The 26,615-nt window shown below is 60.9% G+C and carries 21 protein-coding genes; 12 read left to right on the top strand and 9 right to left on the bottom strand.

What is annotated here, in order from left to right; translation table 11 throughout:
* Positions 1 to 24: 24 nt before the first annotated feature.
* From M0412_RS17095 to M0412_RS17075, 5 genes are all read right to left on the bottom strand, one after another.
* Positions 25 to 3,159: an efflux RND transporter permease subunit gene (locus M0412_RS17095; protein ID WP_142842789.1), complete on the bottom strand. Its 3,135-nt coding sequence runs from the start codon at positions 3,157 to 3,159 to the stop codon at positions 25 to 27.
* A gap of 12 nt (positions 3,160 to 3,171) precedes the next feature.
* Positions 3,172 to 4,386 carry an efflux RND transporter periplasmic adaptor subunit gene (locus M0412_RS17090; protein WP_371338312.1) on the bottom strand — a complete coding sequence of 405 codons (1,215 nt, stop codon included), beginning with the start codon at positions 4,384 to 4,386 and terminating at the stop codon, positions 3,172 to 3,174.
* Between the two features lie 368 nt (positions 4,387 to 4,754).
* Positions 4,755 to 6,260 carry a sensor domain-containing diguanylate cyclase gene (locus tag M0412_RS17085; protein WP_269699492.1) on the bottom strand — a complete coding sequence of 502 codons (1,506 nt, stop codon included), beginning with the start codon at positions 6,258 to 6,260 and terminating at the stop codon, positions 4,755 to 4,757.
* Positions 6,261 to 6,428: 168 nt separating this feature from the next.
* Positions 6,429 to 7,253, bottom strand: coding sequence for a bifunctional allantoicase/(S)-ureidoglycine aminohydrolase (locus M0412_RS17080; protein WP_269699491.1), 825 nt, complete (start codon positions 7,251 to 7,253; stop codon positions 6,429 to 6,431).
* Between the two features lie 283 nt (positions 7,254 to 7,536).
* Positions 7,537 to 8,583, bottom strand: a complete 1,047-nt coding sequence (locus tag M0412_RS17075; protein WP_269699490.1) for a class I SAM-dependent methyltransferase — start codon at positions 8,581 to 8,583, stop codon at positions 7,537 to 7,539.
* Positions 8,584 to 8,898: 315 nt separating this feature from the next.
* On the opposite strand from M0412_RS17075, the gene M0412_RS17070 reads away from it, so the two are divergent.
* Positions 8,899 to 10,893, top strand: coding sequence for a bifunctional diguanylate cyclase/phosphodiesterase (locus M0412_RS17070; protein ID WP_269699489.1), 1,995 nt, complete (start codon positions 8,899 to 8,901; stop codon positions 10,891 to 10,893).
* A gap of 18 nt (positions 10,894 to 10,911) precedes the next feature.
* On the opposite strand, the gene M0412_RS17065 is transcribed toward M0412_RS17070, so the two are convergent.
* The 3 genes from M0412_RS17065 to M0412_RS17055 form a co-directional block, all read right to left on the bottom strand.
* Positions 10,912 to 11,988 (bottom strand): Ldh family oxidoreductase, encoded by a 1,077-nt coding sequence (locus M0412_RS17065; protein ID WP_269699488.1) that lies wholly within the window; start codon positions 11,986 to 11,988, stop codon positions 10,912 to 10,914.
* Positions 11,989 to 12,079: 91 nt separating this feature from the next.
* The gene (locus tag M0412_RS17060) at positions 12,080 to 14,854 is read right to left on the bottom strand and encodes a DNA translocase FtsK (RefSeq protein ID WP_269699487.1); all 2,775 of its coding nucleotides are present in this window, start codon (positions 14,852 to 14,854) and stop codon (positions 12,080 to 12,082) included.
* Between the two features lie 153 nt (positions 14,855 to 15,007).
* On the bottom strand, positions 15,008 to 15,232 hold the full coding sequence (locus tag M0412_RS17055; RefSeq protein ID WP_269699486.1) for a hypothetical protein: 225 nt from the start codon (positions 15,230 to 15,232) through the stop codon (positions 15,008 to 15,010).
* On the opposite strand from M0412_RS17055, the gene M0412_RS17050 reads away from it, so the two are divergent.
* The 10 genes from M0412_RS17050 (at position 15,231) to M0412_RS17005 (ending at position 22,958) form a co-directional block, all read left to right on the top strand.
* Positions 15,231 to 16,838 carry an ABC transporter substrate-binding protein gene (locus M0412_RS17050; RefSeq protein WP_269699485.1) on the top strand — a complete coding sequence of 536 codons (1,608 nt, stop codon included), beginning with the start codon at positions 15,231 to 15,233 and terminating at the stop codon, positions 16,836 to 16,838. The genes M0412_RS17055 and M0412_RS17050 overlap by 2 nt on opposite strands.
* A gap of 9 nt (positions 16,839 to 16,847) precedes the next feature.
* On the top strand, positions 16,848 to 17,837 hold the full coding sequence (locus M0412_RS17045; RefSeq protein WP_269699484.1) for an ABC transporter permease: 990 nt from the start codon (positions 16,848 to 16,850) through the stop codon (positions 17,835 to 17,837).
* Positions 17,834 to 18,664, top strand: coding sequence for an ABC transporter permease (locus M0412_RS17040; protein WP_269699483.1), 831 nt, complete (start codon positions 17,834 to 17,836; stop codon positions 18,662 to 18,664). The genes M0412_RS17045 and M0412_RS17040 overlap by 4 nt, the downstream gene beginning before the upstream one ends.
* Positions 18,661 to 19,464 (top strand): ABC transporter ATP-binding protein, encoded by an 804-nt coding sequence (locus tag M0412_RS17035; protein WP_269699482.1) that lies wholly within the window; start codon positions 18,661 to 18,663, stop codon positions 19,462 to 19,464. The genes M0412_RS17040 and M0412_RS17035 overlap by 4 nt, the downstream gene beginning before the upstream one ends.
* Positions 19,461 to 20,246 (top strand): ABC transporter ATP-binding protein, encoded by a 786-nt coding sequence (locus tag M0412_RS17030; RefSeq protein ID WP_269699481.1) that lies wholly within the window; start codon positions 19,461 to 19,463, stop codon positions 20,244 to 20,246. The genes M0412_RS17035 and M0412_RS17030 overlap by 4 nt, the downstream gene beginning before the upstream one ends.
* 3 nt (positions 20,247 to 20,249) lie before the next feature.
* Positions 20,250 to 21,368: an alanine--glyoxylate aminotransferase family protein gene (locus M0412_RS17025; protein ID WP_269699480.1), complete on the top strand. Its 1,119-nt coding sequence runs from the start codon at positions 20,250 to 20,252 to the stop codon at positions 21,366 to 21,368.
* A gap of 164 nt (positions 21,369 to 21,532) precedes the next feature.
* Positions 21,533 to 21,721 carry a hypothetical protein gene (locus M0412_RS17020; RefSeq protein WP_046800845.1) on the top strand — a complete coding sequence of 63 codons (189 nt, stop codon included), beginning with the start codon at positions 21,533 to 21,535 and terminating at the stop codon, positions 21,719 to 21,721.
* Positions 21,722 to 21,787: 66 nt separating this feature from the next.
* Positions 21,788 to 22,273 carry a helix-turn-helix domain-containing protein gene (locus M0412_RS17015; protein WP_110759922.1) on the top strand — a complete coding sequence of 162 codons (486 nt, stop codon included), beginning with the start codon at positions 21,788 to 21,790 and terminating at the stop codon, positions 22,271 to 22,273.
* Positions 22,274 to 22,287: 14 nt separating this feature from the next.
* Complete coding sequence (locus M0412_RS17010; RefSeq protein ID WP_269699479.1) at positions 22,288 to 22,692, top strand: VOC family protein; 405 nt, start codon at positions 22,288 to 22,290, stop codon at positions 22,690 to 22,692.
* Positions 22,693 to 22,748: 56 nt separating this feature from the next.
* A complete protein-coding gene (locus M0412_RS17005) occupies positions 22,749 to 22,958 on the top strand; it encodes a hypothetical protein (RefSeq protein ID WP_371338307.1) in 210 nt (69 codons plus the stop codon).
* Positions 22,959 to 23,112: 154 nt separating this feature from the next.
* Here M0412_RS17005 and M0412_RS17000 read toward each other — a convergent pair whose 3' ends face one another.
* Positions 23,113 to 24,924: an IlvD/Edd family dehydratase gene (locus M0412_RS17000; RefSeq protein ID WP_269699477.1), complete on the bottom strand. Its 1,812-nt coding sequence runs from the start codon at positions 24,922 to 24,924 to the stop codon at positions 23,113 to 23,115.
* Between the two features lie 521 nt (positions 24,925 to 25,445).
* Between M0412_RS17000 and ytfQ the strand changes: the two genes are divergently transcribed.
* Positions 25,446 to 26,405, top strand: coding sequence for a galactofuranose ABC transporter, galactofuranose-binding protein YtfQ (gene ytfQ / locus M0412_RS16995; RefSeq protein ID WP_174033335.1), 960 nt, complete (start codon positions 25,446 to 25,448; stop codon positions 26,403 to 26,405).
* Positions 26,406 to 26,615: the final 210 nt, after the last annotated feature.

The following is a 26,615-nucleotide window of genomic DNA, read 5'->3' as shown; positions in this document are numbered from 1 at the left end:
TGTGGCCTGGCCTTCACATCCGTTTTATTCCGCCGGCGACACGGCGTCAGCAGCAATCTTGTCGTCCTTCTTCCGATCCCCGAAAAACTTCATGACAAACACGAAGAAGACGGGAACGAAGAAGATCGCAAGGATCGTCGCCGAGATCATGCCGCCCAGAACGCCGGTGCCGATGGCGTTCTGGCTCGCCGCACTGGCACCCGACGCAATTGCCATCGGCAGCACGCCGAGCGAGAAGGCAAGCGAGGTCATCAGGATCGGCCGGAAGCGCAGATGGGCCGCCTCCACCGTCGCATCATAGGTGGATTTGCCCTCCGCCCGCAGATCCTTGGCAAATTCGATGATCAGGATCGCATTCTTGGCCGAAAGCCCGATGATGGCGACAAGGCCAACCAGGAAGTAGACGTCGTTCGGCATGCCGCGCAGCATCACCGCCGCCACCGAACCGATGACGCCAAGCGGCACCACCAGCATGACGGAGAGCGGAATCGACCAGCTTTCATAAAGCGCCGCCAGAAGCAGGAAGACGAACAGCACGCTGAGGCCGATAAGCGCCGGCGCCTGCGAACCCGACTGGATTTCCTGCAGCGACTGCCCGGTCCATTCGAAACCGAAGCCACTTGGCAATTCGCCCGCCAGACGCTCCATTTCGGCAATCGCATCACCCGAGGAGTAGCCGGGTGCCGACTGGCCACCGATACGGATCGCGGGATAGCCGTTGTAACCCACCACCTGCGACGGGCCGCGCACCCATTCAACCGTGGCGAAAGAGCTTACCGGCACCATGCCGCCATTGGCATTGCGGACATTGAGGTTCAAAAGATCCTCGGTCTTCATGCGCTGGCCCTGCTCCGCCTGCACCGTCACGCGCTGCATGCGGCCGGCATTGGGGAAGTCGTTGACGTAGGAGGAACCCATATTGGCCGAGATGGTGGCGTTGATGTCGCTGAAGGTCACGCCGAAGGTGTTGGCCTTTTCACGGTCGATGATGAGGTTGACCTGCGGAGAGTCCGGCATGCCTTCCACGCGCAGGCCGGCCAAAATCGGGCTTTTCTGCGCTGCCGCCATCAGCTGTGCACCGGCGGCGCTCAGCGCCGTCTGTCCGGCACCCCCGCGATCCTGCAGGCGGAAGGTGAAGCCGCTGGAATTGCCGAGACCCTGAATGGGCGGCGGCGACAGCGTGAAGGACATCGAACCCGGCAGACCCCAAAGCTTGCCGTTGATGCGTTGAGCGATGGCGGATGCGGAATCCTCGGGCCCACGCTCGCTCCAGTCCTTCAGCGTCGCGAAGGCGAGACCGGCATTCTGGCCGGAACCGGAGAAGGAGAAGCCCGAAACCGCAATCACGCGATCGACCGCCGGCTCCGCCAGGAAGATCTTTTCGATCTCCTGGATGGATTGCAGGGTGCGTTCGCTGCTGGCTTCCGCCGGCGCCTGAATGTCGACGATCAGGTAACCCTGGTCCTCGTTGGGCAGGAAGGAGCTGGGCAATTGCATATAGGCCCAGCCGAGACCGACGAGCAGCGCCGCATAGATGACCATGAAGCGGCCGGAACGCTTGATGATGCTGCCGACCGACGAGGAGTATTTGTGCGAGGCCTTGTCGAAGCCACGGTTGAACCAGCCGAAGAAGCCCTTCTTTTCATGGTGCCCGGCCTTGATCGGCTTCAGAAACGACGCGCAAAGCGCCGGCGTCAGCGACAGCGCAAGGAAGCCGGAAAACAGGATGGAAACCACCATGGTCAGGCTGAACTGCTGGTAGATGATGCCGACGGCGCCGGGGAAGAAGGCCATGGGCACGAACACCGCCGTCAGAACCAGCGTGATGCCGATGATGGCGCCGGAAATCTGGCCCATCGCCTTGCGGGTCGCCTCCTTCGGCGACAGATGCTCTTCCGCCATGATGCGTTCGACATTTTCCACCACGACGATTGCGTCATCGACGAGAATGCCGATGGCGAGAACCATGGCGAACATGGTGAGAACGTTGATGGAGAAACCCGAGACATACATGATGGCGCAGGTGCCAAGCAGCGCCACGGGCACCACCAGTGTTGGAATGATGGTGTAGCGGATGTTCTGCAGGAAGACGAACATCACCACGAAGACGAGGATGATCGCCTCCACCAGTGTGTTGATCACCTTCTGGATCGAGATCTTCACGAAGGGGCTGGTGTCGTAGGGAATTTCATATTCGATACCCGCCGGGAAATAACGCGACAGCTCCTCCATCGTGGCGCGCACGCCATCGGAAGTCTGCAACGCATTTCCCGTCGGCGAAAGCTGTACACCGATGGCCGCACTGGGCTTGCCGTTCAGGCGGCTGGAGAAGGTGTAGCTTTCCCCGCCCACCTCGACGCGCGCGACATCGCGCAGCCGGACGGAGGAACCATCCGGATTGGCGCGCAGCACGATGGAGCCGAATTCTTCCGGCGAGGTCAGCTGGCCCTGCACGTTGACGGTGGCGGAAATCTGCTGGCCAACCGGGTTTGGCGACGCGCCGATGCGGCCAGCCGCGACCTGCGAGTTCTGCGCCTGGATTGCGTTGATGACATCACTCGAAGTCAGGCTGAGACCCAGCATCTTGTCCGGATCCATCCAGATGCGCATGGAGCGCTGGGTGGCGAAGAGCTGCGCGCTGCCGACGCCGGGAACGCGACGCAACTCACCGACCACGTTACGGCTGAGATAGTCGCCAAGGCCGATGGCGTCCGTATTGCCGTCCACGGAGGTCAGCGCCACCATCATCAGAAACGAGGTTCCGGCCTGTTCAACGCGCAGGCCCTGCTGCGTCACCGCCCGCGGCAGTCGGGGCTCAACACGGGCGATACGGTTCTGAACCTCGACCTGCGCCTCGCCGATATTGGTGCCGGGTTCAAAGGTGACGTTGATCGAGATACGGCCGGAGGATTCCGACGTCGATTCGAAATAGATCAGACCCGGGACGCCATTCAGCTCTTCCTCGATGGGCCGCGTGACGCTCTGATAGATATCTTCCGGCGATGCGCCCGGATAGGTCGTGCCGACGGAAATCTGTGGCGGCGCCACATTCGGATATTGCGCAATCGGCAGCATGGGAATGGCGAGCAGGCCCGCCAGCATGATGAAGATGGCGACGACCCAGGCAAAAATGGGCCGATCGATGAAAAAACGTGCCATGGAAATCGGTCCTTATTGCTTCGCGGCCGGGGGCTCAGACGCGGTCTCGGACGAAGCCGCGTTCTCGCTGCCGGCAGAGGCAGTGGCGGCGGGCTCCGCAGACCATGGTTCAGGCTTCACCTTGGCGCCCGGCGCGGTTTTCTGGAAACCTTCGGCAACGACGCGGTCGCCATCGTCAAGGCCCTCCGAAATCACCCAGCGGTCACCAATGGAGCGGCCGACGCTGACGCGCCGCTGCTCGACCGTGTCTTCGGCATTAACGACAAGCACGCTTGCCTGGCCGCCCGCATCGCGCTGCACCGCCTGCTGCGGCACGGCAAAGGCCGCCTTCTGGATGCCCTGCTGGATCTGGACGCGGACATACATGCCCGGCAGAAGGTCGCCGTTCGGGTTGGGGAATTCGCCGCGCAGCGTCACCTGGCCGGTGGTTTCATCCACCGCCGCTTCGGAAAACAGCAGGCGGCCCGAAATCGGATAACGGGTGCCGTCATCAAACAGCAGATTGACTTCCGCCTCATTCGTGCCGGTCATCAGCTGGCCATCCTGCAGGGCCTTGCGCAGGCGAATGAGGTCGGCGGCGGGCTGGGTAAAGTCGGCATAGATCGGATCGAGCTGCTGGATCGTTGCCAGGTTCTCGGAACCCGTGGCGCTGACGAGTGCGCCTTCGGTGATGCGCGCCCGGCCGATCATGCCGCTGATGGGGGCGGTGACATTGGCATATTGCAGATTGAGCCTGGCTTCCGCGACGCCGGCCTCGGCAACGGCCACTTCGGCATCCGCCTGCGCCAGCTGGGCGATGGCATTGTCGAATTCCTGCTGCGAGCCAACATTCGAACGGCGCAACTGCTGCTGCCGGTCAGCCGTCTGCCGTGCCTGCAACTGCGCGGCCTGCGCCCGGCGCAACGTGCCTTCGGCGCTGTCGACGCGCACCTGGAACGGCGCGGGGTCGATCCGGTAGAGCACATCGCCTTCCTTCACCAGGGAGCCCTGCTCGAACACCCGCTCGACGATAATGCCGGAGACGCGCGGGCGTACTTCGGCAAGCCGCGTCGGTGCGATGCGTCCCGGCAATTCATTGGTGATGGGCAGCTCTTCCGGGCTCACGGTCACGACCTTGACCGCACCGGGCGGCGGCGCGCCGGGCGCAGATGCCTGCTCATCGCTACATCCGACCAGAACGATGCCCGTCAACAACACCGCTACGATCTGCCCCAATTTCTTCGCCATACTGCGCTCCGAATCCACAAAAAAGGTCATATTTACATACATACTAAGACGTATGTAAAATTCGGGCAACGGAATTGTTGCAGCGCAACAGCTGTCTCACGCGCTTGTGAAGGTGTGTGCGGCCCTGACAGAACACCAAGGACGAGTGGAACCGTGAAAATGGGAGGGAGAGTCGGGCCAATTGCGCCGACGTCATCCTCGGGCCTGTCCCGAGGATGACGTTGAGGGAATGTTCACCCTTCATCACTGACTTCAAGGGGAATGCGACCTGTCCGGAAGTTTAGACCGGATGGCAGTGGGACAAGCCCACGGATGACGTCGGGATGATGCAAATCCTCGCGGAAGACAAGAAGGCTCCGCGCCTTTTCTCAGAACAGGCGCTTCAGCGGGGTAGCTTCCGGCTGCGGGCTGCTCTTCGGCGTCTCGCTATTATCGGCAGATCTGCTGCGCAGGGCCGCATAATAGGCGTTCTTATGTTCGTACATATTCATATCGGCGCGGCGCACCAGCGATTCCATCGTCTCGCCGGCTTCGCTGGTCGCCACCCCCAGCGACAGGCTGAGCGGCGCGCTTGAATAAAACTGGTTGTTGATCTTCAGCAGCTCATAGACTGTTTCGACCATGGCGGCGGCAATCTGCCTGTCGGCGCCGGGAAGAAGGATGGCGAATTCGTCACCGCCGATGCGCGCTGCATGGTTGGGCGCAGTCACCACGCCATTCAGCACCTCACCCACCCGCCGCAGCAGGGCGTCGCCGGCATCATGGCCGAGCTTGTCATTGGCCTCCTTCAGGCCGTTGAGATCGATGACGATGGCGGAAACCGGCCTGAGCGCGTTGCGCTCCAGCCGGTTCAATTCGTCCGAATAAAAGGCGCGGTTGTGCAGCTTGGTCAGCACATCGTGCTTGCCGAGATATTCGAGATAGGCTTCCGCCTTCTTGCGCGCGGTAATGTCCGTCAGCGCCACCTGCACCAGCGACCAGTCATGCTCATGGCCGGGGAAAACGGAAAAATGCAGCAGAACATGCCGCTCCGAACCATCAAGCGCATAATTCACCACCTCGCGATGGTGGTTGAGATTGCCGTTCCAAAGCTCCATCAGCTGCTCGCGGAACGGCTTTTCCATCTCACCACGGAAAATATCGCCGAGCCGCTGCAGCAGAACCTGCCGGTCCGGTGCGCAAAACAGGTCGAGCGTGGCTCGATTGACGTCGATGACACGGATTTCGCTCATGCATTGCCGCACGAATTCCGGATGCACATCCGTGAACACCCGGAAATCGACGATGCCGCGATCCCTGACCTCTTCGATCAGCCGACGCACGCGGCTGAAATCTTCCACCCAGAGCGAAACCGGCGAATGTTTGAACATGCCCTCGGCATAACGGCGATTGATAAGCTCCTTGCGGCGGGCTTCTTCCCGTTCCGTCACATCCTCGGTGGTCAAAAGCAGCCGGCTGAGCGTGTTCTCGTGGCCGGGTATGACCGCGCCGCGCAGCTGAATATCAAGCCGCCTGCCGCCGATCGAATAATTCACCGCATTGCTGGTAAATTCCGTCCGCCCCGCCCAGAGTTCGGAAAGCTCGTTCACATGGCTTTCCAGCATGTCGTCGCGAAAAATCCGATGCAGATTGTCGACGAGATGCGCCTGATCACGCGCTTCAAACAGTTCCAGCGTCTTGGCATTGACCTGGATGACGCGGATTTTCTGCGAACAGGCCGCAACACGCGATAAATCTTCCAGAAGAAACGCCCTGATATCCTCAACGCCCTCAGCCCGCCAGATATCGAACTGGCTCTTCACGGCGCTGAAATCCTCGATCCACATCGCGACCGGCGCGAGATTGAAGATATTGGTATCGATCGTTTCACTCATACGGGCAGTCTTCTCAAGGGGAGATGCAGGCGGATGCCAAATGGTGCGGCACGGCGACGACCGTCCGCATATGTGGATTTATTAGGGATATTCGATTTAACGCAAGCATTTATCGCGCAACCCGCCGGATTGCGCGATAATTCACGGATTTCGCCGCCGGGATGCCCTTTACCAGAGCTTCACGTGACGGTTCACATCCTTGTAGAGCAGGTAACGGAACCGGCCCGGGCCGCCCGCATAACAGGCCTGTGGGCAATAGGCGCGCAGCCACATGAAGTCACCCGCCTCAACTTCCACCCAGTCTTCGTTCAGCCGATAGACCGCCTTGCCCTCCAGCACGTAAAGACCATGTTCCATCACATGGGTTTCCATGAAGGGAATGGTCGCACCCGGCTGGAAGGTGACGATGTTGAGGTGCATGTCGTAACGTACGTCTTCGGGATCGATGAAGCGCGTCGTCGCCCATTTGCCCTCGGTATCGGGCATGGCCGACATGGCGATCTCGTCTTCATGCGAAAAGATCGCCGGCGGGGCCTCCAGCCCGTCAACCGCCTGAAACACCTTGCGGACCCAATGGAACTTGACGGGCGCCTTGCCCGAGTTTGTGATCTGCCAGCGCGCACCGGCCGGCAGGTAGGCGAACGAGCCCTCCCGCAACGCATGCTGCGCGCCCTCGAAGGTCACGGTCATTTCGCCATCGACGACGAAGATCGCCGCCTGCGCCCGCTCGTCCGGCTCCGGCCGCTCACTGCCGCCACCGGGCTGCACTTCGACGATATATTGCGCGAAAGTCTCGGAAAAACCCGTCATCGGCCGGGCGATGATCCAGGCCCGCGTGCCGGTCCAGTGCGGCAGCACGCTTGTCACGATATCGGACATCACGGTCTTGGGGATGACCGCATAGGCGGTCTTGAAAACAGCCTTGCTCGACAGCAGTTCCGTCTGCCCCGGCAGACCGCCCATATCCGAATAATATCTCTTCATTTCAGCCATTCCATTCTGCAACGCATCAGGCGCGGATTCTTAAGGCCGCGATATGGTTTAATCAAATGGTTATTGGTGAGGGGCGAGTGACGGAATGGGGCACGACGTCGCCGCGCATTTCTTCTCCCCGCCGGGGAGAAGGTGGCCCGAAGGGTCGGATGAGGGGGCAACGTCAGCGATAGATCGCACCCTCGCCCCCTCATCCCGCTGCCGCGGACTTCTCCCCGGTGGGGAGAAGAAACAGGCGGCACGCGCTCGCTTCCCATGAGGGAATAACGAGCGGCTTTCTATCTCACGCCTTCTTACGCATCGTCGCATAGACGATATTGTGGTTCTCGCCGAAGAACACCTCCGCCTCGATACTTGCAGGATCGGCGCTGGCATTGATGATCCGCCACATATCCGCCTTCGAGCGCAGCAGCAGCGCCCAGTTCATGAAGGTCTCCATATAGCCGTCGACGACGATATCTTCGGAGAAGTTGGCGAAGAGGAACATGCCGCCGGGCTTCAGCATCTCCATGCAGCGCCGTGTCAGCTTGATCGCCACGCGGTCGTTCAGATAATCATAAAGGCCGGCCGCATAGATCAGATCGAAGCTGCCGAGCTCCTGCGTGCGCAGCACGATATCGCGCACCGAACCGTCAATTGCCTCCACACCGCGGCCGCCGAAATCACGGGCGACGGAGCCGACGCTCAAGGGATCCTGATCCAGCGCCACCCAGCGCTTGATCCTGCCCTCTTTCAGCGCCACCGAAGCATCGGCCTCACGCAGGTGGCCGGAGGCAATGGTGAGGATTTCCGTCTCCTCGCCATGGCGGGCGGCGGCCTCATCCACGAACCGCGTCAGCAGGTCCCGCCGCTCGCGCACGGCAACCGAGGAGCTGGCATCTTTCGTATAATCGTAAAGGGCGGCCCCCAGCGGGGAGGCGTTTTTCACCTGTTCGGCAACGCTGTCGTGACCGTAGATGAAATCGAGCAGCTGGGCGTCGCCCGAATAGCCCCTCGGCTTTTCAAACGACCACCGGGTGAAGGGATCTTCGAGAAAATGCTCCGACACGGCGTGATTCTGTACCAGCGGGATCAGTTCTGCCCACACGCTGGAGTGGAGTTTATCGCGCAATCCATGCAGCGCGCCTGCCGTCCGATGTATTATCTCACGTGCTAAAACACCATTGTCGAATTGCTGCTGTGCCAATTCGAGAATGATGGCAATCTCTGCTTTCGCAACTGCGAACTGCTCATCGAATGTTTCGGTTTTGCGTGCAAAAATCTCTTTTGCGACAGTATCAGGGGTGATCAGACTTGCCCCGTCCAGATTTTTCTTCTTTACCCGCACCACTTCAGCCTCCAGTATTAACACATTGTTAACTATACGTTTCTGGAAGACGGAACGCCACTCGCTTTCAAATTTTGAGCGGTGTAGGGATAGATTTCTACATTAGCGTATTTTTTTGGTCACACTCGTGGGCGGAGGAGAAAACGGATACGCAATTTAGTGAAACTTAATGTTGCGGCCGTATGATGCGTTCTTCCTTTCCCGGTTCTGCACACATATCGAAAGAGATGGAAAGGAACCCGCACCGTGTGCATGAGCACACGGAAAAGTGGAATAAGCAGTTACTTAAAAAGTATACGCAACACTATGGGAAAGTGCATGAGGCACAGGTTGGGAGAGGTGAGTGGACAGCAAGACTATCGGCGGCCGGACTCCCGGTTTTCTGATGAACTTCTTGCCCTTTACCAGCAGGAAGGTGAGCGCAGCCGCCGTGGTTCGATCAGACAGGGCCTGTGGACGGCCGTTTTCATCTATCTGCTATTTGCCGTCACCGACATTATTCTAATCCCCGACGTCGCGTTTTACGCCATCATCGCCCGCCTGCTGGTGGTCATCTCATCACTGCTGACGCTGGAGATCCAGCTGCGCCGGGGCGCCAGCACCGCAGCGCTCGACCTCACCTGCGCCACTGCGCTCGTCATGGGCTATATTGGCTGGCTGCTGCCTTCGCTTTTGACCGACAACCTTGAAAACATGTCCTATTACATGGTTTTCGGGGCGATCTTCATGATGGGCGCCAACCTGTTCTTCACCTTCCGCTTCCATCTGTCACTTGTGTCGTCAGGCATCATCCTCGTCACCTATTTTCTGGCGGTGACGCAGTTTCCCGAAGATGTGTTCTACAAGGTGGCTTTCGGCACCTTCTACATTTCCTGCTTCGTCTTCACCTCCTATGTGAACTGGAACCTGAACCGGGAGCGCTATCACGTCTTTCTCAACGCGCTGGAGGCCAAGGCCCAGCAGAAGGCGGCGGATGAACGCGGACAGGCGCTGCTGCGGCTTTCAAACACGGATTCGCTCACGGGCCTTCAGAACCGTCGCGCCATCGACCATCAGCTGCGCCTGCTGTGGGACAATTGGAGCAGGAAGGAGGAGGGTTTTGCCGTTCTCCTCATCGATGTCGACTTCTTCAAGAAATACAATGACCGCTATGGCCACCAGGAAGGCGACAAGTGCCTGGTGACGGTCGGCAATGCGCTGCAGGATGCGATTGCCGGACATGGCGCTTCCATCGGCCGTTATGGCGGTGAGGAGTTCATCGTTCTCGTGCCGTTCAAATCCAAGCAGCAGGTGGGCGAACTGGCCGAAACGATCCGCCACACCGTCGAGGACCTGGCGCTTGCCCACGACCAGCGCCGGGACGGCACCTTCGTCGTCACCGTCAGCATCGGCGCGTCCTTCACCCGCCCCAATCCGGATGGCAAGCTGGAGAAAATCATCAACGAGGCGGACCGGGCGCTCTACATCGCCAAGGGCAATGGCCGCAACTGCATGAAGCTGTTCGATCCGGACGATCCGCAAACCAGCGACGAGACGGAAAACATCGCCGCTCTCCTGAAGATCGCCATTGCGGAAAACCTCATTTCCCTCGTCTACCAGCCGATCCTCAACGTCTCGACCAATGAAACGCCGGGCGTCGAAGCGCTGATGCGGCTGCGCCTGCTCGATGGCAGTGCCGTTTCACCGGGCATCTTCATTCCGATTGCCGAGCGCACCGGTACGATCATGGAACTCGGCCTCTGGACGATCAAGACCGCCTGCAAGCAGATTCTTGCTGAAGACCCGGTGGCCGTGGTCAGCGTCAACGTATCCCCCATGCAGCTGAAAAACCCGGGCTTTGCCACTTCGGTTGCGGCAATCCTCGTCGAGGCCGGCATCGCCGGCAACAGGCTCGCCTTCGAGATCACCGAAGGTGTGGATATGGAGATGCATTCGGATGTGCTGCGCTGCCTGAACGATCTCAAAACGCTCGGCATCAACATCTGGCTCGATGATTTCGGAACCGGGTTTGCCGGCCTTTCCTGGCTGCGCATGACCGATTTCGACACCGTCAAGATCGACCGCTCCTTCCTGCATGACAGCAACACGCCGCGCGGCCGGGCAATGCTGCAGGACATGATCCGCCTCATCCGCAACCGCGGCCACAAGATCCTCATCGAAGGCGTGGAGACTGAAGAGCAGCTGCGGCTGGTGCGCCAGCTGGAGATCGATTATGCGCAGGGCTATTATCTCGGACGCCCGGTCGTCGCCGAAAGGCTGGGGGCGGCAAAAGCCCCCTACCCGCGTCCCAACATGCTGCTGCGCCCCGCCTGACGGGCTGCGGGCCCTGCCTTAGTGATAGGCGGGCGGCACGATCGAGAATTTCGACGCCAGTTCGGAAAAAGCCGCGCGGGTAACGGGATCGACAGGCGCGCCTTCCCGTTCCCGTCTTGCCGCCACCGCCCATTCCCGGTCGCCCGGCGCCATGACCTTGCAGTCCTCGCGCACCGGCGAGCCGCGCAGCACTTCGAGATAACGTTTCATGCCCTCGTCGAACACCTCGCGTTCAAGGAAGGCTTCCGGCTTCAGCGCCAGAACAAAGGCTCCAAGGCCACGCGGCGTGGAAAAATCGGGCCCGCCCATGGGATCTATATCGAAACTGAGCTTCATGCCGCTGAGAACGGCGCTGAAAATGTCCACCATGCCCGCCAGCGCCGCCCCCTTGAAGCCGAATGCGCCGCCGAGCGGTGCCAGCATTTCAACGGCATGGGGGTTCTGCGTGTCGATGCCATCACCATCAGATGCGACACCATCAGGCAATTGCTGTTCGAGGCTGCGGTAAAGCAGAACGCGATTATAGGGCACGGCACTGGTGGCCATGTCCAGCAGCCAGGGCATGTCATCCGCCGCCGGCACACCGACGGCAATCGGATTGGTGCCGTGGAAGCGCATCGCGCCATCATGCAGGCGCACGAAACTGTCGGAATTGCAGAAGGCAAGGCCGATGTAACCCTGCCGCGCCGCTTCCAGCGCATAGGCGCCGGCGGGGCCGAAATGCGAGGAATTGCGGATTGCCACCGCGCCGATGCCGAATTTTTCGGCCAGCGCCATGGCATTGTCCATCCCCGCATAGGTGGCCCGGGCGCCGTGGGCATGGTCGGCATCAATGGTCTCCACCGCGCCGAAGCCGGAGACGCGGCGGATCTGCGGCCGCCGATTGAGACGTCCGCCTTCAAGGGCGGTGATGTAATGGGCAAGCAGGCGCACGCCGTGGCTGTCGACGCCGAGCCTTGTGCCATGCATCATGGCGCGGGTTGCGGCATCGGCCGTCTCGTCATCCGTGCCGGCTGCGAGGAAGGTGCTGCGGCAGAACCGCTCCAGCTCATCCAGCCTTGCGAGAACGGCGACGTTTTCATTGCTGTGCGACATGCGGGGAACCCTCCCGATTCCAGAATCCATGCCGCACAGGCTATTCACGGAGCGCGTTTTTGCAATCGAATATCGCGTCCCGAATAATCAATCAGTCGTCCGCGCCCATCGCATCGTATGGATCGCGCTCACCGGCGATAATCGCGCGCTTGCCGACATGGTTTGCAGGCCCGACAATGCCTTCCTGCTCCATGCGCTCCACCAGCGAGGCGGCGCGGTTATAACCCACAGACAGGCGGCGCTGGATATAGGAAGTCGAGCACTTCTTGTCGCGCATCACCACCTTGACGGCCTTTTCATAGAGATCGTCGCTGTCGTCGTCGCCCATCGACGTCTTGTCGAAGACTGCCACGTCCTCTTCCGCCTCTTCATCGGCCTCCTCGGCGTCTTCGGTGACGGTGCCGAGATATTCCGGACGGCCCTGGGTCTTCAGATGCGCCACGACCTTCTCCACTTCCTCATCCGAAACGAACGGGCCGTGGACACGGGCGATGCGGCCGCCGCCCATCATGTGCAGCATGTCGCCCTGGCCGAGCAGATGCTCTGCGCCCTGTTCGCCAAGGATGGTGCGGCTGTCGATTTTCGACGTTACCTGGAAGGAGATGCGGGTCGGGAAGTTCGCCTTGATCGTGCCGGTGATGACATCGACCGACGGGCGCTGCGTGGCCATGATGAGGTGGATGCCGGCGGCACGCGCCATCTGCGCCAGGCGCTGGATCGCCCCTTCGATCTCCTTGCCCGCAACCATCATCAGGTCGGCCATCTCGTCAACGATGACGACGATGTAAGGCATGGCCGTAAGGTCCATTTCCTCCTGCTCGTAAACAGCCTCACCGGTGGCGCGGTCAAAGCCGGTCTGCACGTTGCAGAACACCGTTTCGCCCTTGGCGCGGGCAGCCGCTGCCCTTGCATTGTAACCGTCGATATTGCGCACGCCGAGACGCGACATCTTGCGATAACGGTCTTCCATTTCGCGCACGGCCCATTTCAGCGCCATGACCGCCTTTTTCGGATCGGTAACAACCGGCGTCAACAGATGCGGAATGCCGTCATAAACCGACAGTTCAAGCATTTTCGGATCGACCATGATCAGGCGGCATTCTTCCGGCTTCAGACGGTAGAGCAGCGACAGGATCATGGTATTGATGGCGACGGACTTGCCGGAACCGGTGGTGCCGGCGACCAGCAGATGCGGCATCTTCGCCAGTTCGGCAATGACTGGTTCGCCACCGATGGTCTTGCCAAGGCAGAGCGCGAGCTTCTGGCGGGTTTCGGCATAGTCGTTCGCTTCGATCAATTCACGCAGATAGACCGTTTCGCGGACCGGGTTCGGCAGTTCGATGCCGATGACATTGCGGCCGGGTACAACGGCGACACGGGCCGACAGCGCCGACATGGAGCGTGCGATATCATCGGACAGGCCGATGACGCGCGAGGATTTGACGCCGGGGGCGGGTTCAAACTCGTAAAGCGTCACGACCGGGCCGGGGCGGACATCGATGATCTCGCCCTTGATGCCGAAATCCTCAAGCACGCTTTCCAGAAGCCCGGCGCTCTGTTCCAGCGCTTCGGGCGTCATGGTCGTGGTCTGCTGGACGCGGGCTTCCTGCAGGAGATCGATGGAGGGATATTGATATTCTCCCTCGGCAAAGACCGGCGCTTCGCGGAACATCGGCTGCGAAGCCTGAATGGGTGCGCGTGGCGTGAAGCGCGGCTCTGCCGCTACTCTTGCTACCGGCTGGCTTTCAATCGGCTGGGCCTGCTCGATCGGCCGCTGCGGCTCGATGAAGACGGGTTCCTCCGCCACTGGCTGCAGTGCGATTTCCTGTTCTGCGGCCGGCGTGGCAACCGGAACGACGGCCTGACGCACCCCGATTTCCCGGTAAAGCCGGATCGCGGAGCCGCCCGGCACGGTAACGACCGGCGGCTCGGCTGAAAGCATGACGGCAGCGGCCGACGACACGGCAGCGGCAGGGATGGACGCCATCGGCGCCGGGCTCGTCAAAGCAGGATTTGCCAGCGTCGGATTTGCAAGAGCCGGATTTGCAAAATTGGCGCGCAGATAGGCAGGAACGGTTTCGACCGCTGCACCCGGCAGATCAAGCGTCATGACTTCCCAAAACAGCTCATCCGGCAGGTGGGCGGCAAAGGCCGGAACGGACGCAGCCGGCATGGCGGCCTGCGCCACAGCAACTGGCTGGACGGCAGGCAGCGGCTGAACGGCGGCAAATACCCTCTGTACCGGCGTTTCCACCATCGGCACAGATTGCACGGCCTCCGTTGGCGCCTGTGCGGCTGCCGCGGCTTCTTCCGCCTGCTTGCGCGCAAGCTCGAGACGCAATTTGTAGGTCAGCGCCCTGGCACCGCGCGCATCGGGCGGCTGCGGCAGGAACGGCATGCGCTGCGGCGGCACGCGCTGCTCCGCCGGCTTTACGACATGATGGGACAGGGCAGCAGCATCCTCATATGCGACAGCCTGCTGCACCGTCACTTCCGGCTCCACCGTGTCCGGCGCAGCGACAGCCACGGTTTCCTCTTCGAGACTATGGAGTTCTTCCGGAATATTCGGGGTTTCGACCGGCATGCGCCGGCTAAAGGCGCTTTCCGGCGTGCGGGTAAAGCGCACATTGGGGCCAAGCACAAAAGCATTCTGCCAGCCGGGCATTTCGGCACGGCCTTCAATGGCGTCGGCTGCGCTGACATCGGCATTGGGCCGGGGCGCGGCACTTGCCTTCATCGCCGTCTGCTGCCCGGCAACCGCCTTGCCGCCGGCATGACGGGCGTTTTCGCTCCCCTCCCCTGCGTTATTGGACGAATTCTGGAATCTGGATCGGGAGAAGCTCATGGCAGCGTGCACACTCATCATAAACGTACATATTTCGGTCTCCCTGAAATAGAAAATAAAGGTTAATTACCCCTTTCCAAACGGCGCCCCGGCGGCAGATTTCACCTCACCCTCAAGCCCGCCCTGGTAAGCGCTGACAGCAAAAACAACGATCAACACTCTGTTTTTATTTTATTAAATCGGTTTTTCCGCAAACTGGGGATATTCCGCAGCAACGGGGGAAAACCAGATTGGCGCGGGTGAGGCATATTGTTTCTTCAAACTCATCAGCAACGTAAAATCATTGCTGTAAAGGCCGCGAATTAACGTGGACACTGGCGAGGTTGCAGTCTTAAGATCGGCGTGCCGCGGGCCAAGCGGAAAAGCCCGTCTCGCCCTCATTTCCGGAGTGAAATTCATGTCGCCTGTCCAGCTTTCCCGCCGCTCGCTTCTCAAGACCTCACTTGCTCTTGCCGCAACCACGGGACTGGCGGGAATTGCCGCAGCGCAGGAAAAATCCGGCGGGCGGCTGATCGTCGCGGCCGATTCGGAGCCGAAAAACCTCAACCCGGCCATCGTCGCCTCCAATGGCGTGTTTTATATCGCCAGCAAGATCGTCGAGCCGCTGGCGGAAGCCTCCTTTAATGGCAAGGACGGGCTGGAGCCGCGGCTTGCGACCGAATGGCAGGGATCGGATGATGGCTTGAGCGCCACCTTCAAGCTGCGCGAAGGCGTGACCTGGCATGACGGCAAGCCGTTCACCTCGGCGGATGTGGCCTTTTCGGCGCTTTCGGTGTGGAAACCATTGCAGAACCTCGGCCGGCTGGTCTTCGCCAATCTGGACAAGGTGGAAACGCCTGACGACCACACCGCCGTCTTCCGTTTTTCCAAGCCCACGCCGTTCCAGCTCATCCGTAATGCTTTGCCTGTCGTCACCAGCGTCGTGCCGAAACATCTCTATGAAGGCACCGATATCGCCACCAATCCGGCCAATACCAAACCGGTCGGCACCGGTCCTTTCGTTTTTGCCGAATACAAACCCGGCGAATATTACCGCCTGACCCGCAACCCGAATTACTGGGGCAAAGACCAGCCGCAGCTCGAGGAAATCATCTATCGCGTCCTACCCGACCGTGCAGGGGCAGCCTCGGCGCTGGAAGCCGAAGAAATCCAGTTGGCCGCCTTCTCCGCCGTGCCGCTCGCCGATCTTGCCCGCATCGCCAAAGAGCCGGGTATCAAGGTAATCGCTGACGGCTACGAGGCGCTGACCTATCAGCTGGTGGTGGAAATCAACCACCGCCGCAAGGAATTGGCCGACCTCAAGGTCAGAAAGGCCATTGCCCACGCCATCGACAAGAAATTCGTCATCGACAAGGTGTTCCTCGGTTATGCCACGGCATCGACAGGCCCCGTGCCGAAAAACGCGCCTGAATTTTATACCGGCGATGTGGAGACCTATGATTTCGACGTCGCCAAGGCCAATGCCCTCTTGGATGAGGCCGGTTATGCGCGCGGACCCGATGGAAAGCGTTTTTCGCTAGAACTTCTGCCTGCGCCCTATTTCAATGAAACCAGACAATTCGGCTCCTATCTTCGACAGGCGCTTCAGGAAATCGGCATTGATGCCGAGCTGGTCAATAATGATGCCGCAGCACACCAGAAGGCGGTCTATACCGACCACGCCTTCGATCTGGCCGTTGCTCCCCCGGTGTTCCGTGGCGATCCGGCAATCTCCACCACGATTCTCGTGCGCTCCGGCATTCCCGCCGGCGTCGGCTTCTCCAATCAGGGCGGGTATGAGAACAAGACGCTCGACACACTGATCGACAAGGCGGCGGAAACCGTGGATACGGCCGCGCGCACCGCGCTCTACAAGGATTTCCAGCAACAGGTTACAGCCGATCTGCCGCTCATCAACGTCGCCGAATGGGGTTTCATCACGGTGGCGCGCGATACGGTCAAACATGTCGCCAGCAATCCGCGCTGGGCGGTTTCCAACTGGGCGGACACCGCGGTCGATAGTTGAGGCCGCGTCGTGAAACGTGCGACGTCTTTGCTGCGGCGAAGGGCGATCAGCGCCATTCCTGTGCTGCTGATCGTTCTCATCTTCACCTTCGCCCTGCTTGAAAATGCCTCCGGTGATGCGGTGGATGCCTATCTCGTTTCCATCGGCGGCGGCGATGCCGGGCTGCGGGATGCCCTGCGCGAGCAATATGGCCTCAACGGCTCGATGCTGGCCCGTTTCTGGTTTTATGCCAGTTCGGTGCTGCGGCTCGATCTCGGCTGGTCGCTTGCCTTTGACCGGCCGGTGCTGGGGTTGATCCTCGAGCGGCTGCCGAACACGCTTTTGTTGATGGGTAGCGCTACCGCTCTTGCCTTCATCACCGGCACCGCGCTCGGTATCATCGCCGGCGCGCGCCCCGGTGGCGTAACCGACCGGGTGCTCTCCGCCTTGTCGCTCACGCTTTACGCCACGCCCGGTTTCTGGCTCGGCCTCGTGCTTGCCATCGTCTTTGCCGTGCAGCTTCGCTGGCTGCCGACCTCGGGCATAGAAACCATCGCCTCGGGCAAACAGGGCTTTGCAAGGGCGCTGGATATTGCCCGCCATCTCGTGCTGCCGGTCGCCAGCCTTGGCCTCATCTATCTGGCGCTGTTCCTGCGCGTCATGCGCACCGCCATGGCAGCGGTCTGGCCGCTGGATTTCGTGCTTTTTGCGCAGTCCAAGGGGCTTTCCAGACGGCGTATCGTGCTGCGTCATGTTGCCCGCAACGCGGCGCTGCCGCTCATCACTGTGCTTGGCCTGCAGGCCGCAACCATGCTGGGCGGCAGCGTGGTGATTGAAAGTGTCTTTGCCATTCCGGGTTTCGGGCGGCTGGCGCAGGAAGCCGTCAGCGGCCGCGATACGCTGCTTCTGATGGGCATCATCCTCACCAGCGCCGTCTTCGTCATCCTCGTCAATCTCGCCGTCGACATTCTCTATTCCATTCTCGATCCGCGCATCGGCAGCGGGGAGAGTGCGGCATGAGTTTCGCTCTCCGGCTCCTGCGCAATTTCGAAGGTGTGACGGGCACCGTCATCCTGACGCTGCTGGCGGTAATTGCGCTCTCCGCACCCCTCCTGTTCCCCGGCGATCCGCTGGCGATCGTCGGCGAGCCGCTGATTGCGCCCTTTACAGATGCGGCCCTGCCGCTTGGCACCGACCGGCTGGGCCGCAATGTGCTGGCCGAACTTGCCCATGGCGCGCAGGCCTCCCTGCTCGTCGGCATGGGTGCGGCCGCCGCAGCGCTTGTTTTCGGCACCGTCATCGGCACGATTGCCGGTTTTGCCGGCGGCCTTGTGGATGAGGCGCTGATGCGCGTCACCGATGCCTTCCAGATCGTGCCGAATTTCCTGCTGGCGCTTGCCTTCGTCAGCACCATCGGCCCCTCGATGCCAACAGTCATTCTGGCCATTGCGCTCGGCGCGTGGGCGGATCCGGCACGGTTGATGCGGGCGCAGGTGCTGAGCATCCGCGAGCGTGACTATGTGCAATCCGCCCGCGCCATCGGCATGCATCCACTGGAAATCGCCTTCCGGCAGATATTGCCCAATGCCCTGCCGCCGGTTCTGGCGCTCGCCGCCATCATCGTTGCCGCCGCCATCCTCACCGAGGCGGCGCTCTCCTTCCTCGGGCTTGGCGATCCCAATATCGTCACCTGGGGCTCGATGATCGCGGAAGGGCGCAACGTGCTCCGCTCGGCGGCGTTCCTGTCCGTTATCCCCGGCATCGGCCTGCTGGTGACCGTGCTCGGTGTCTATCTTTTCGGAGAAGGCATCAACCGGGCAATGGCGACGAGGAGGCAGGCGCCATGAGCGGCAACGCCCTTTGCCGGATAGACGATCTCAGCGTCCGCTACGCCGCGGCCGATGCACCGGCGCTGCGCAAGGTTTCCCTGACGATACGGCAGGGGCAGCGACTGGCGATCATCGGCGAAAGCGGCTCGGGCAAATCCACGCTCGGCAAGGCAATCGCCGGGCTTCTGCCGCAGACAGCGCGGGTCTCGGGCGATATATCCTGGAGCCGTGACAGCGGCCTTTTCACCGGCAGGCCGATGCCGGGGCGCGATATCGGCACGATCTTTCAGGATACCGGCGCGACGCTGAACCCGGTCCTGACCATTGGCGAACAGGTGGCGGAAGGCGCTGTGCGGCATCTCGGCCTCTCATGGAAAGCGGCGCGCGATCTTGCTCGCGATCTTCTGGAAAAAGTGCGGCTGCCGCATCCCTCCCATCTGCTCTCCGCCTATCCGCACCAGCTTTCCGGCGGGCAGAGGCAACGTGTGGCGATTGCCGCCGCCATTGCGGCGCGCCCTTCGATCCTGATTGCCGACGAGGCAACGAGCGCGCTCGACACGGTAACCCAGGCAGCCATCGCCACCCTTCTCGATGATCTGGTGCGCGAGGAAGAAAGAACGCTTGTCTTCATCACCCATGATATCGGCCTTGCCTCCAGCCTTGCCGACGACATCGCTGTTTTAAGCGCCGGCGAGCTGGTGGAACACGGCCCGGCGCGGCGGGTGCTTTCCGCGCCCGCGCATGCCTATACCCGGGCTCTGCTTGCCGATTACCTCGATCTTTCGACCCCGCCGCTCGTCAACGAGGCCGCGCCATGAATGAAACCCTTCTGAGCGTGGACGGCCTTTCCAAGACCTACCGCACCGGCGCAAGAACGGTGACGGCGCTCTCCGATATCTCGTTTTCGCTCAAGCGCGGCGAGACGCTGGGCCTTGCCGGCCCATCCGGCTGCGGGAAATCGACACTGGCGCGCATCCTCATGCGGCTGATCCCCGCCGACGAAGGCACGGTCCGTTTCGAAAACCGCAACTGGCTCTCGCTTGGCGGCAGCGCATTGCGCACCGCCCGGCAGCAGATGCAGATGGTGTTTCAGGATACGCATGGCGCCTTCAACCCACGCGCCACCGTCGAGGACGCCATAGGCGAGCCGCTGCGCATTCACCGCATCGTTCAGAGACGCGAGCGCCCGGCGGAGATACGCCGCCTTCTCGAGCGTGTCGGCCTGCCTGCCGCCTATGCCGGTCGCTCCGTCTTCGAACTTTCGGGCGGGCAGAGGCAGCGTGTGGCGATCGCCCGCGCCATTACCCTCAAGCCGTCGCTTCTCATCATGGACGAAGCGGTCTCGGCGCTCGATGTTTCGGTTCGCCGGCAGATTCTCGAACTTTTGGTGGAAATCCAGCGGGAAACAGCGATTTCCTGTATTTTCGTTTCCCACGATCTCGCCGTCATCCGCGCCGTCTGCCACCGTGTCGCGATCATGGAGACGGGTCGGATTGTTGAAATTGGCGGGACCGGAGCGATCATTTCCGCGCCGCAATCCTCAATCGCCAGAAGCCTGATTGACGCCGCGCCGCGGCTCATCACCACCATGCAAGGATAAGACATGCCCGCCCCGGATTATGCATTGCTCCTCGACCCGCCCGCTTTCCCCGCCGAGCGTTACGCCGTGCTGGCCGACCGGCTGGCGGCCCTGATGGGCACAAAAAACGACGTGCTGCTGATACAGGCGGAAGCCGTGCTGGCGTTGGAGGCCGCGGCGACAAGCCTCGCGCGGCCGGGGCTGAGGGCGCTCAACATCGTCACCAGCCCCTATGGCGCATGGTTCGGCGGCTGGCTGGAACGGGGCGGCGCGACAGTGCGCAACCTGACGGCCAGCCCGGCAAAGCCGGTGACGCTCGCCGAGGTGGAACGGGCTCTGGATGACGGGCCGGGCTTCGATCTTCTCGCCATCGTGCATGCGGAATCGGCAAGCGGCATTCTCAACCCCCTGCCCGCCATTGCCGCGCTGGCGCAAGAAAGAGGCGTTATCACCCTGGTAGATGCCGTCGCCTCGATTGGCGGCCATGCCTTCGAGGTCGACAGACTGGGCGTCGATATCGCCGTCATCGGGCCGCAGAAGGCGCTGGCCGGCCCGACCGGCATATCGGCCATTTCGGTCAGCCCAAAAGCATGGCAGCTGCTTTCGCACGACAGGGCACCCACCAATTCCATGCTCTCGCTTCTCGACCAGAAGCAGCTCTGGCTGGATGCCGGCCGTGGCGCGCTGCCCGGAACGCCGGCCCCGCTGGAGTTTTACGCGCTGGAGGCCGCACTCGACAGGATCGAGGCGGAGGGTCTGCCAGCCGCCAATGAGCGCCACGAGCGGGCGGCGGCGGCCACCCGTCATGGCATCAGGGCACTCGGCATCGCCAACTGGGTGGAAGACCCGCATTCCTCAGCCCTCGTTTCCACGGCGATCCTGCCGGATACTATCGAAACCGGAGCGTTTCTCGCCGCTATATCCAGAGAGCATGGCGCGGATATTTCCGCCGGCGTCGGCCCCGGCGCGGAACGGCTGATAAGGCTCAACCACACCGGCCGGCGCGCGCATCCGCAGGCGGTGAAAGCCAATATCGCGGCCGTCTCAAGCGCCCTGAAAAACCTCGGCCATGCCACCGATACCGATTCCGCGCTGGAAGCAGCCGAAAAGAGCTATTCCGAGGCGGTTTCGAAAGAGGTTTGAGGGCACCCACAAACATTCATTGCGTGAAATCCGGCACCGGTGAAACGCCAATCACGACATTGTTGTTAAAAATGGTAGACAAATTCCGTGGCCAATCTTGACGAAATCATGGCAACGCGCGAAACTTAACACACCGTTAACTCGCGTGAAGAAGGGAACTGGCCATGGTAGCAGGGTTCAACATGCTCTCCTTTGACCTCTTTGGCATCGGCCGAAGAATGCCCGTCGTCAATGAGCGGGTGGAGACCGAGTTTCAGGACAAGACACCGCGCAGACCGGACGACGAACAGCATGATGACGACCGCGACCAGGAATATGAACTGTTCTTCTGGTCGCTTTATCCGGTGATCTAGATCATCCGCAACGGCTCGCCGGCATGAACCTTGCCAAGGACGGCAGGTTCATTCAATGATTGCCACATGCCGTCTGGAAATGAAAAGAACTCTGCAAACAGAGACTTGTTGCTCCTGCGCCGCCTGTTGCGCGCCAGGGATCATATGGACGCGGCACCGCATGAGGCATGGCCCGTTTCACGCCTTGCAAAAGTCAGCGGCGCCTCGCAGGCGCATTTTGCAAGATCGTTTCGCGATGCCTTCGGCATACCCCCTCACCGCTATCTGCTGACCCGCCGGGTGGAGCGCGCCGTGGCGCTTCTGCGCGACACCGACCTTCCAGTCATCGACATCGCCTTGCAGACCGGCTGGAACAGCATCGGCACATTTGGCCGCGTCTTCCGCGATGTAACCGGGGAGAACCCGAGCGAAGTGCGGCGACAGATGCGGCTTTCCCCTGCCGATCTCGAGCAGGTTCCCCATTGCTTCGTCAGCGCCGCCCATCGCCCCCATCTCACAATCGCAGTTTCGGAGAAGCGCCGACAGGCGAAAGGCGGTAGGCACGGTGAGTGAAAGGGAGATAGCTCATGAAAAATGGTGTTCAAGTCGTCGGGCTTTACGTTCATGACCAGGACGAGGCGCTGCAATTTTATGTCGAAAAACTTGGGTTTCGTGTGCATACGGACGCACGCAACGGCGATTATCGCTGGCTGACCGTGCAGCATCCGGACCAGCCGGATTTCCAGCTCGGCCTGTTTCGCCCGCAGGCCCCGACCGTTGACGAGGCGACGGCGCAGGATCTGAACGAAGCCGTGGCCAAGGGCGCCATGCCGCCTTTGGTTCTGGTGGTCGAGGATTGCCAGAAGGCCTTTGACGCCATGTACAAACGCGGTGTCGAATTCACCCAGGAACCGATCACGCGTTACGGCTCGGTGGATGCGAGTTTCCGCGACCCTTCCGGCAATGGCTGGAAGCTCGTTCAGGCCCGTTGAGGCAAACGTGTGTCACATTCCATCATGGATGCTTTTTCTCGGGGGCGACTTTGATCTTGCAAAAATGGATAAGGCAGGGCCATCGGTGGCTGGGCATTCTGCTGACCGTCACCATTCTGGCGAACTTCGCTTCGATGGCTTTCGGCCCGACACCACCGGTGATCGTTTATGCCCCGCTTCTTCCGCTGACCTTGCTTGTCTTCAGCGGGCTCTACATGTTCTTCCTGCCTTATCTGGGAAAGCCGCTCTCCCCCTCAAAGGAGTAGGCAGACGGGCGACGAGGCGCTGTATGCCTCACACATCAGGAGCATCGCGGCGGTTTTGAAGAGCGACGCTTCATCGATGCCTGAAAATATTTGAGCCCCGGGACGACGCCCCGGGGCTGATTTTTAAAAGCGGCCAGCCGAAACGGCCTTGTCTTTAGTGGTTGTCGCGCGGCAGGCCCTTGGTCTGGGCGATACGCTGATACTTGACCGCCGGCTCCAGAACCGCGCCGGTTTCCATCTGGCTGACGATACCGCGCTGGATTTCCTGCCATGGCGTCTGGTGGTCCGGGAACTTGTAACCGCCCTCAGCCGACAGCGCCTCGTAACGCTTGGCCAGCTCTTCACCTGAAATCAGGATATCCGCCTTGCCGCGACCCACATCGATGCGGACGCGGTCGCCGGTCTGCAGGATGGCGAGACCGCCGCCGGCCGCCGCTTCCGGGGAAGCGTTGAGGATGGACGGGCTGCCCGAGGTACCGGACTGACGGCCATCGCCGATGCAGGGCAGCGAACTGACGCCTTGCTTCAGAAGATAATCCGGTGCGCGCATGTTCACCACTTCCGCTGCACCCGGATAACCGATCGGGCCAGCACCGCGCATGAAGAGCACGGTGCTGGCGTCGATGCCGAGCGACGGATCGTCGATGCGGTGATGGTAATCTTCCGGACCATCGAACACCACGGCGCGGCCTTCGAAGGCCTCCGGATCATCAGGGTTGGACAGATAACGATTGCGGAATTCTTCCGAGATCACACTCGTCTTCATGATGGCGGAGGAGAAGAGATTGCCGCGCAGAACGCGGAAGCCGGCGCGCTCCTTGAGCGGCTGCTCATAGGGGCGGATGACTTTCTCGTCTTCAATGATCGCGCCACGGCAATTGTCGCCGATGGTCTTGCCGTTGACGGTCATGGCGTCTTCCATGATCAGTCCCTGGGTCATCAGCTGGTTGACGACTGCTGGCACGCCGCCGGCATGATAATAATCCTCGCCGAGATATTCACCGGCCGGCTGCAGGTTGACGAGCAGCGGCACGTCTTCACCATAGGTCTGCCAGTCATCCACCGTCAGCTCGACGCCGACATGGCGGGCAAGGCCGTTGAGGTGGATCGGCGCGTTGGTGGAGCCGCCGATGGCGGAATTGACGCGGATGGCGTTGATGAAGGCATCCTTGGTCATGATGTCTGATGGCTTCAGGTCTTCCTTGACCATTTCAACGATGCGCAGGCCGGTGAGGTAGGAAACTTCCTGACGGTCACGGTAAGGGGCCGGGATGGCGGCGGAGCCGGGAAGCTGCATGCCGAGCGCTTCGGCAAGCGAGTTCATGGTCGTTGCCGTGCCCATGGTGTTGCAATAGCCGGTGGACGGCGCCGACGAGGCGACGAGCTTGACGAAGCCCTGATAGTCGATCTCACCCTTGGCCAGCAATTCGCGTGCCTTCCAGACGATCGTGCCGGAGCCGGTGCGTTCACCACGGAACCAGCCGTTCAGCATGGGGCCGACGGAAAGGGCGATGGCCGGAATGTTGACGGTGGCCGCCGCCATAAGACAGGCAGGCGTGGTCTTGTCACAGCCAATGGTCAGCACGACGCCATCGAGCGGATAGCCATAAAGCACTTCCACGAGGCCGAGGTAAGCCAGGTTGCGGTCGAGGCCGGCCGTCGGGCGCTTACCGGTTTCCTGGATCGGATGCACCGGGAATTCAATCGCGATGCCGCCGGCTTCGCGGATGCCTTCACGCAGGCGGTTTGCCAGTTCCAGATGGTGACGGTTGCAGGGCGAAAGGTCCGAACCGGTCTGGGCAATGCCGATGATCGGGCGATCGGACTGAAGCTCGGCCTGGCTCAGACCGAAGTTCATGTAACGCTCGAGATAAAGTGCCGTCATATCCGCATTGGCGGGGTTGTCGAACCACGCGCGCGAACGAAGCTTGCCTAGGGTTGCAGGCAGATTGTCGGATTTGGTCATGATGCAGGTCTCCAGCCGGAAGTGGCCAACGGTAAAATATTACGAAATGCGACAAGCTTATGTTGTGCGCAAGGAAAATGGAATCAGCTTTCGGAGTTCACGCATAACCGACAGAGCCGGTCCAGACGAGTGGATCGGCACCGTTCTTCGGCTTTAGCCGAACATTTTTCGGTGCTTACGATGATACCGGCTATCTGCAACGGTCTCTCCCTCCCTGCCCTGTCGGATGGCGGCTAGTCTCTCGCGCCGCACTCCGCATCAAGCCAATCTACTTATTTGTATTACTATTAGATGTCGTCTTAGCCTGTCAAGCCGCATCTAGGCCAGTTTCCGGTAGGTTTTCACAGAGAAAAAAGACACGAGAAATACGTACAAGTCATTGATTTATTGGATTTTAAGGTAAAATTCCAATCGAACTGACATCACGCAATTTGCAGAAGGTCTAAAAAACCGCTTTTCAAGAGTATTACTATATGCTCATAGTGTCCCCGTCACGCTGTCATCATCTCTGGGAGGATAAGATGAGAAAAGCTCTTGCGGCATTCACTGTCGCCGTTTCCGCATGCCTTGCATCCAGTGTTTCCGCACAATCGCTTACCGTCGGCTTCTCGCAGATCGGCTCGGAATCCGGCTGGCGCGCGGCTGAAACCACCGTCACCAAACAGCAGGCCGAAAAGCGCGGCGTCACGCTGAAATTCGCCGACGCACAGCAGAAGCAGGAAAACCAGATCAAGGCCGTCCGTGGCTTCATCGCGCAGGGTGTCGACGCGATCCTGATCGCGCCTGTGGTCGCCACCGGCTGGGACGCGGTGCTGAAGGAAGCCAAGGAAGAAAAAATCCCCGTCATCCTGCTCGACCGCCAGATCGAGGCGCCGGATGATCTTTACCTGACCGCCGTAACCTCCGATCAGGTGCACGAAGGCAAGGTGGCCGGCGACTGGCTGGTCAAGGATGTCGGCTCCAAGGACTGCAAGGTGGTGGAACTGCAGGGCACGACCGGCTCCTCACCCGCCATCAACCGCAAGAAGGGTTTCGAGCAGGCCATCGAATCCCACAAGAACATCAAGATCGTGCGCTCGCAGACGGGTGACTTCACCCGCACCAAGGGCAAGGAAGTGATGGAAAGCTTCATCAAGGCCGAAGGCGGCGGCAAGGATATCTGTGCCGTCTACGCCCACAATGACGACATGGCCGTCGGCGCGATCCAGGCGATCAAGGAAGCCGGCCTGAAGCCCGGAACCGACATCAAGATCGTCTCCATCGACGCCGTGCCCGACATCTTCAAGGCCATGGCGGATGGCGAGGCCAATGCGACGGTGGAACTGACACCCGACATGGCAGGCCCCGCTTTTGACGCGCTCGAAGCCTATCTGAAGGACAAGAAGGAACCGCCGAAGTGGATCCAGACGGAATCCAAGCTTTATACGGCATCCGATGATCCGATGAAGGTCTACGAGGCGAAGAAGGGCCTGGGGTACTGAGCCCTGTCTTGTGAGGGACGGCAGCAGGAGCTGCGCCGTTTCTTTCGGCCGTTAAAGCCCGATACTGAATGATTTTATGGAGCGAGCGGGTGCGGCCTGCTTCTTCTCCCCGCCGGGGAGAAGGTCGCGGCAGCGGGATGAGGGGGCAACGGTAGCGATAGACCGAGAGCTAGCCCCCTCATCCGACCCTTCGGGCCACCTTCTCCCCGG

This window comes from Agrobacterium sp. O3.4 (genome assembly GCF_041414895.1).
GTDB classification, from domain to species: Bacteria; Pseudomonadota; Alphaproteobacteria; order Rhizobiales; family Rhizobiaceae; genus Agrobacterium; species Agrobacterium cucumeris.
This window is presented reverse-complemented; position numbering and strand designations above follow the sequence as displayed.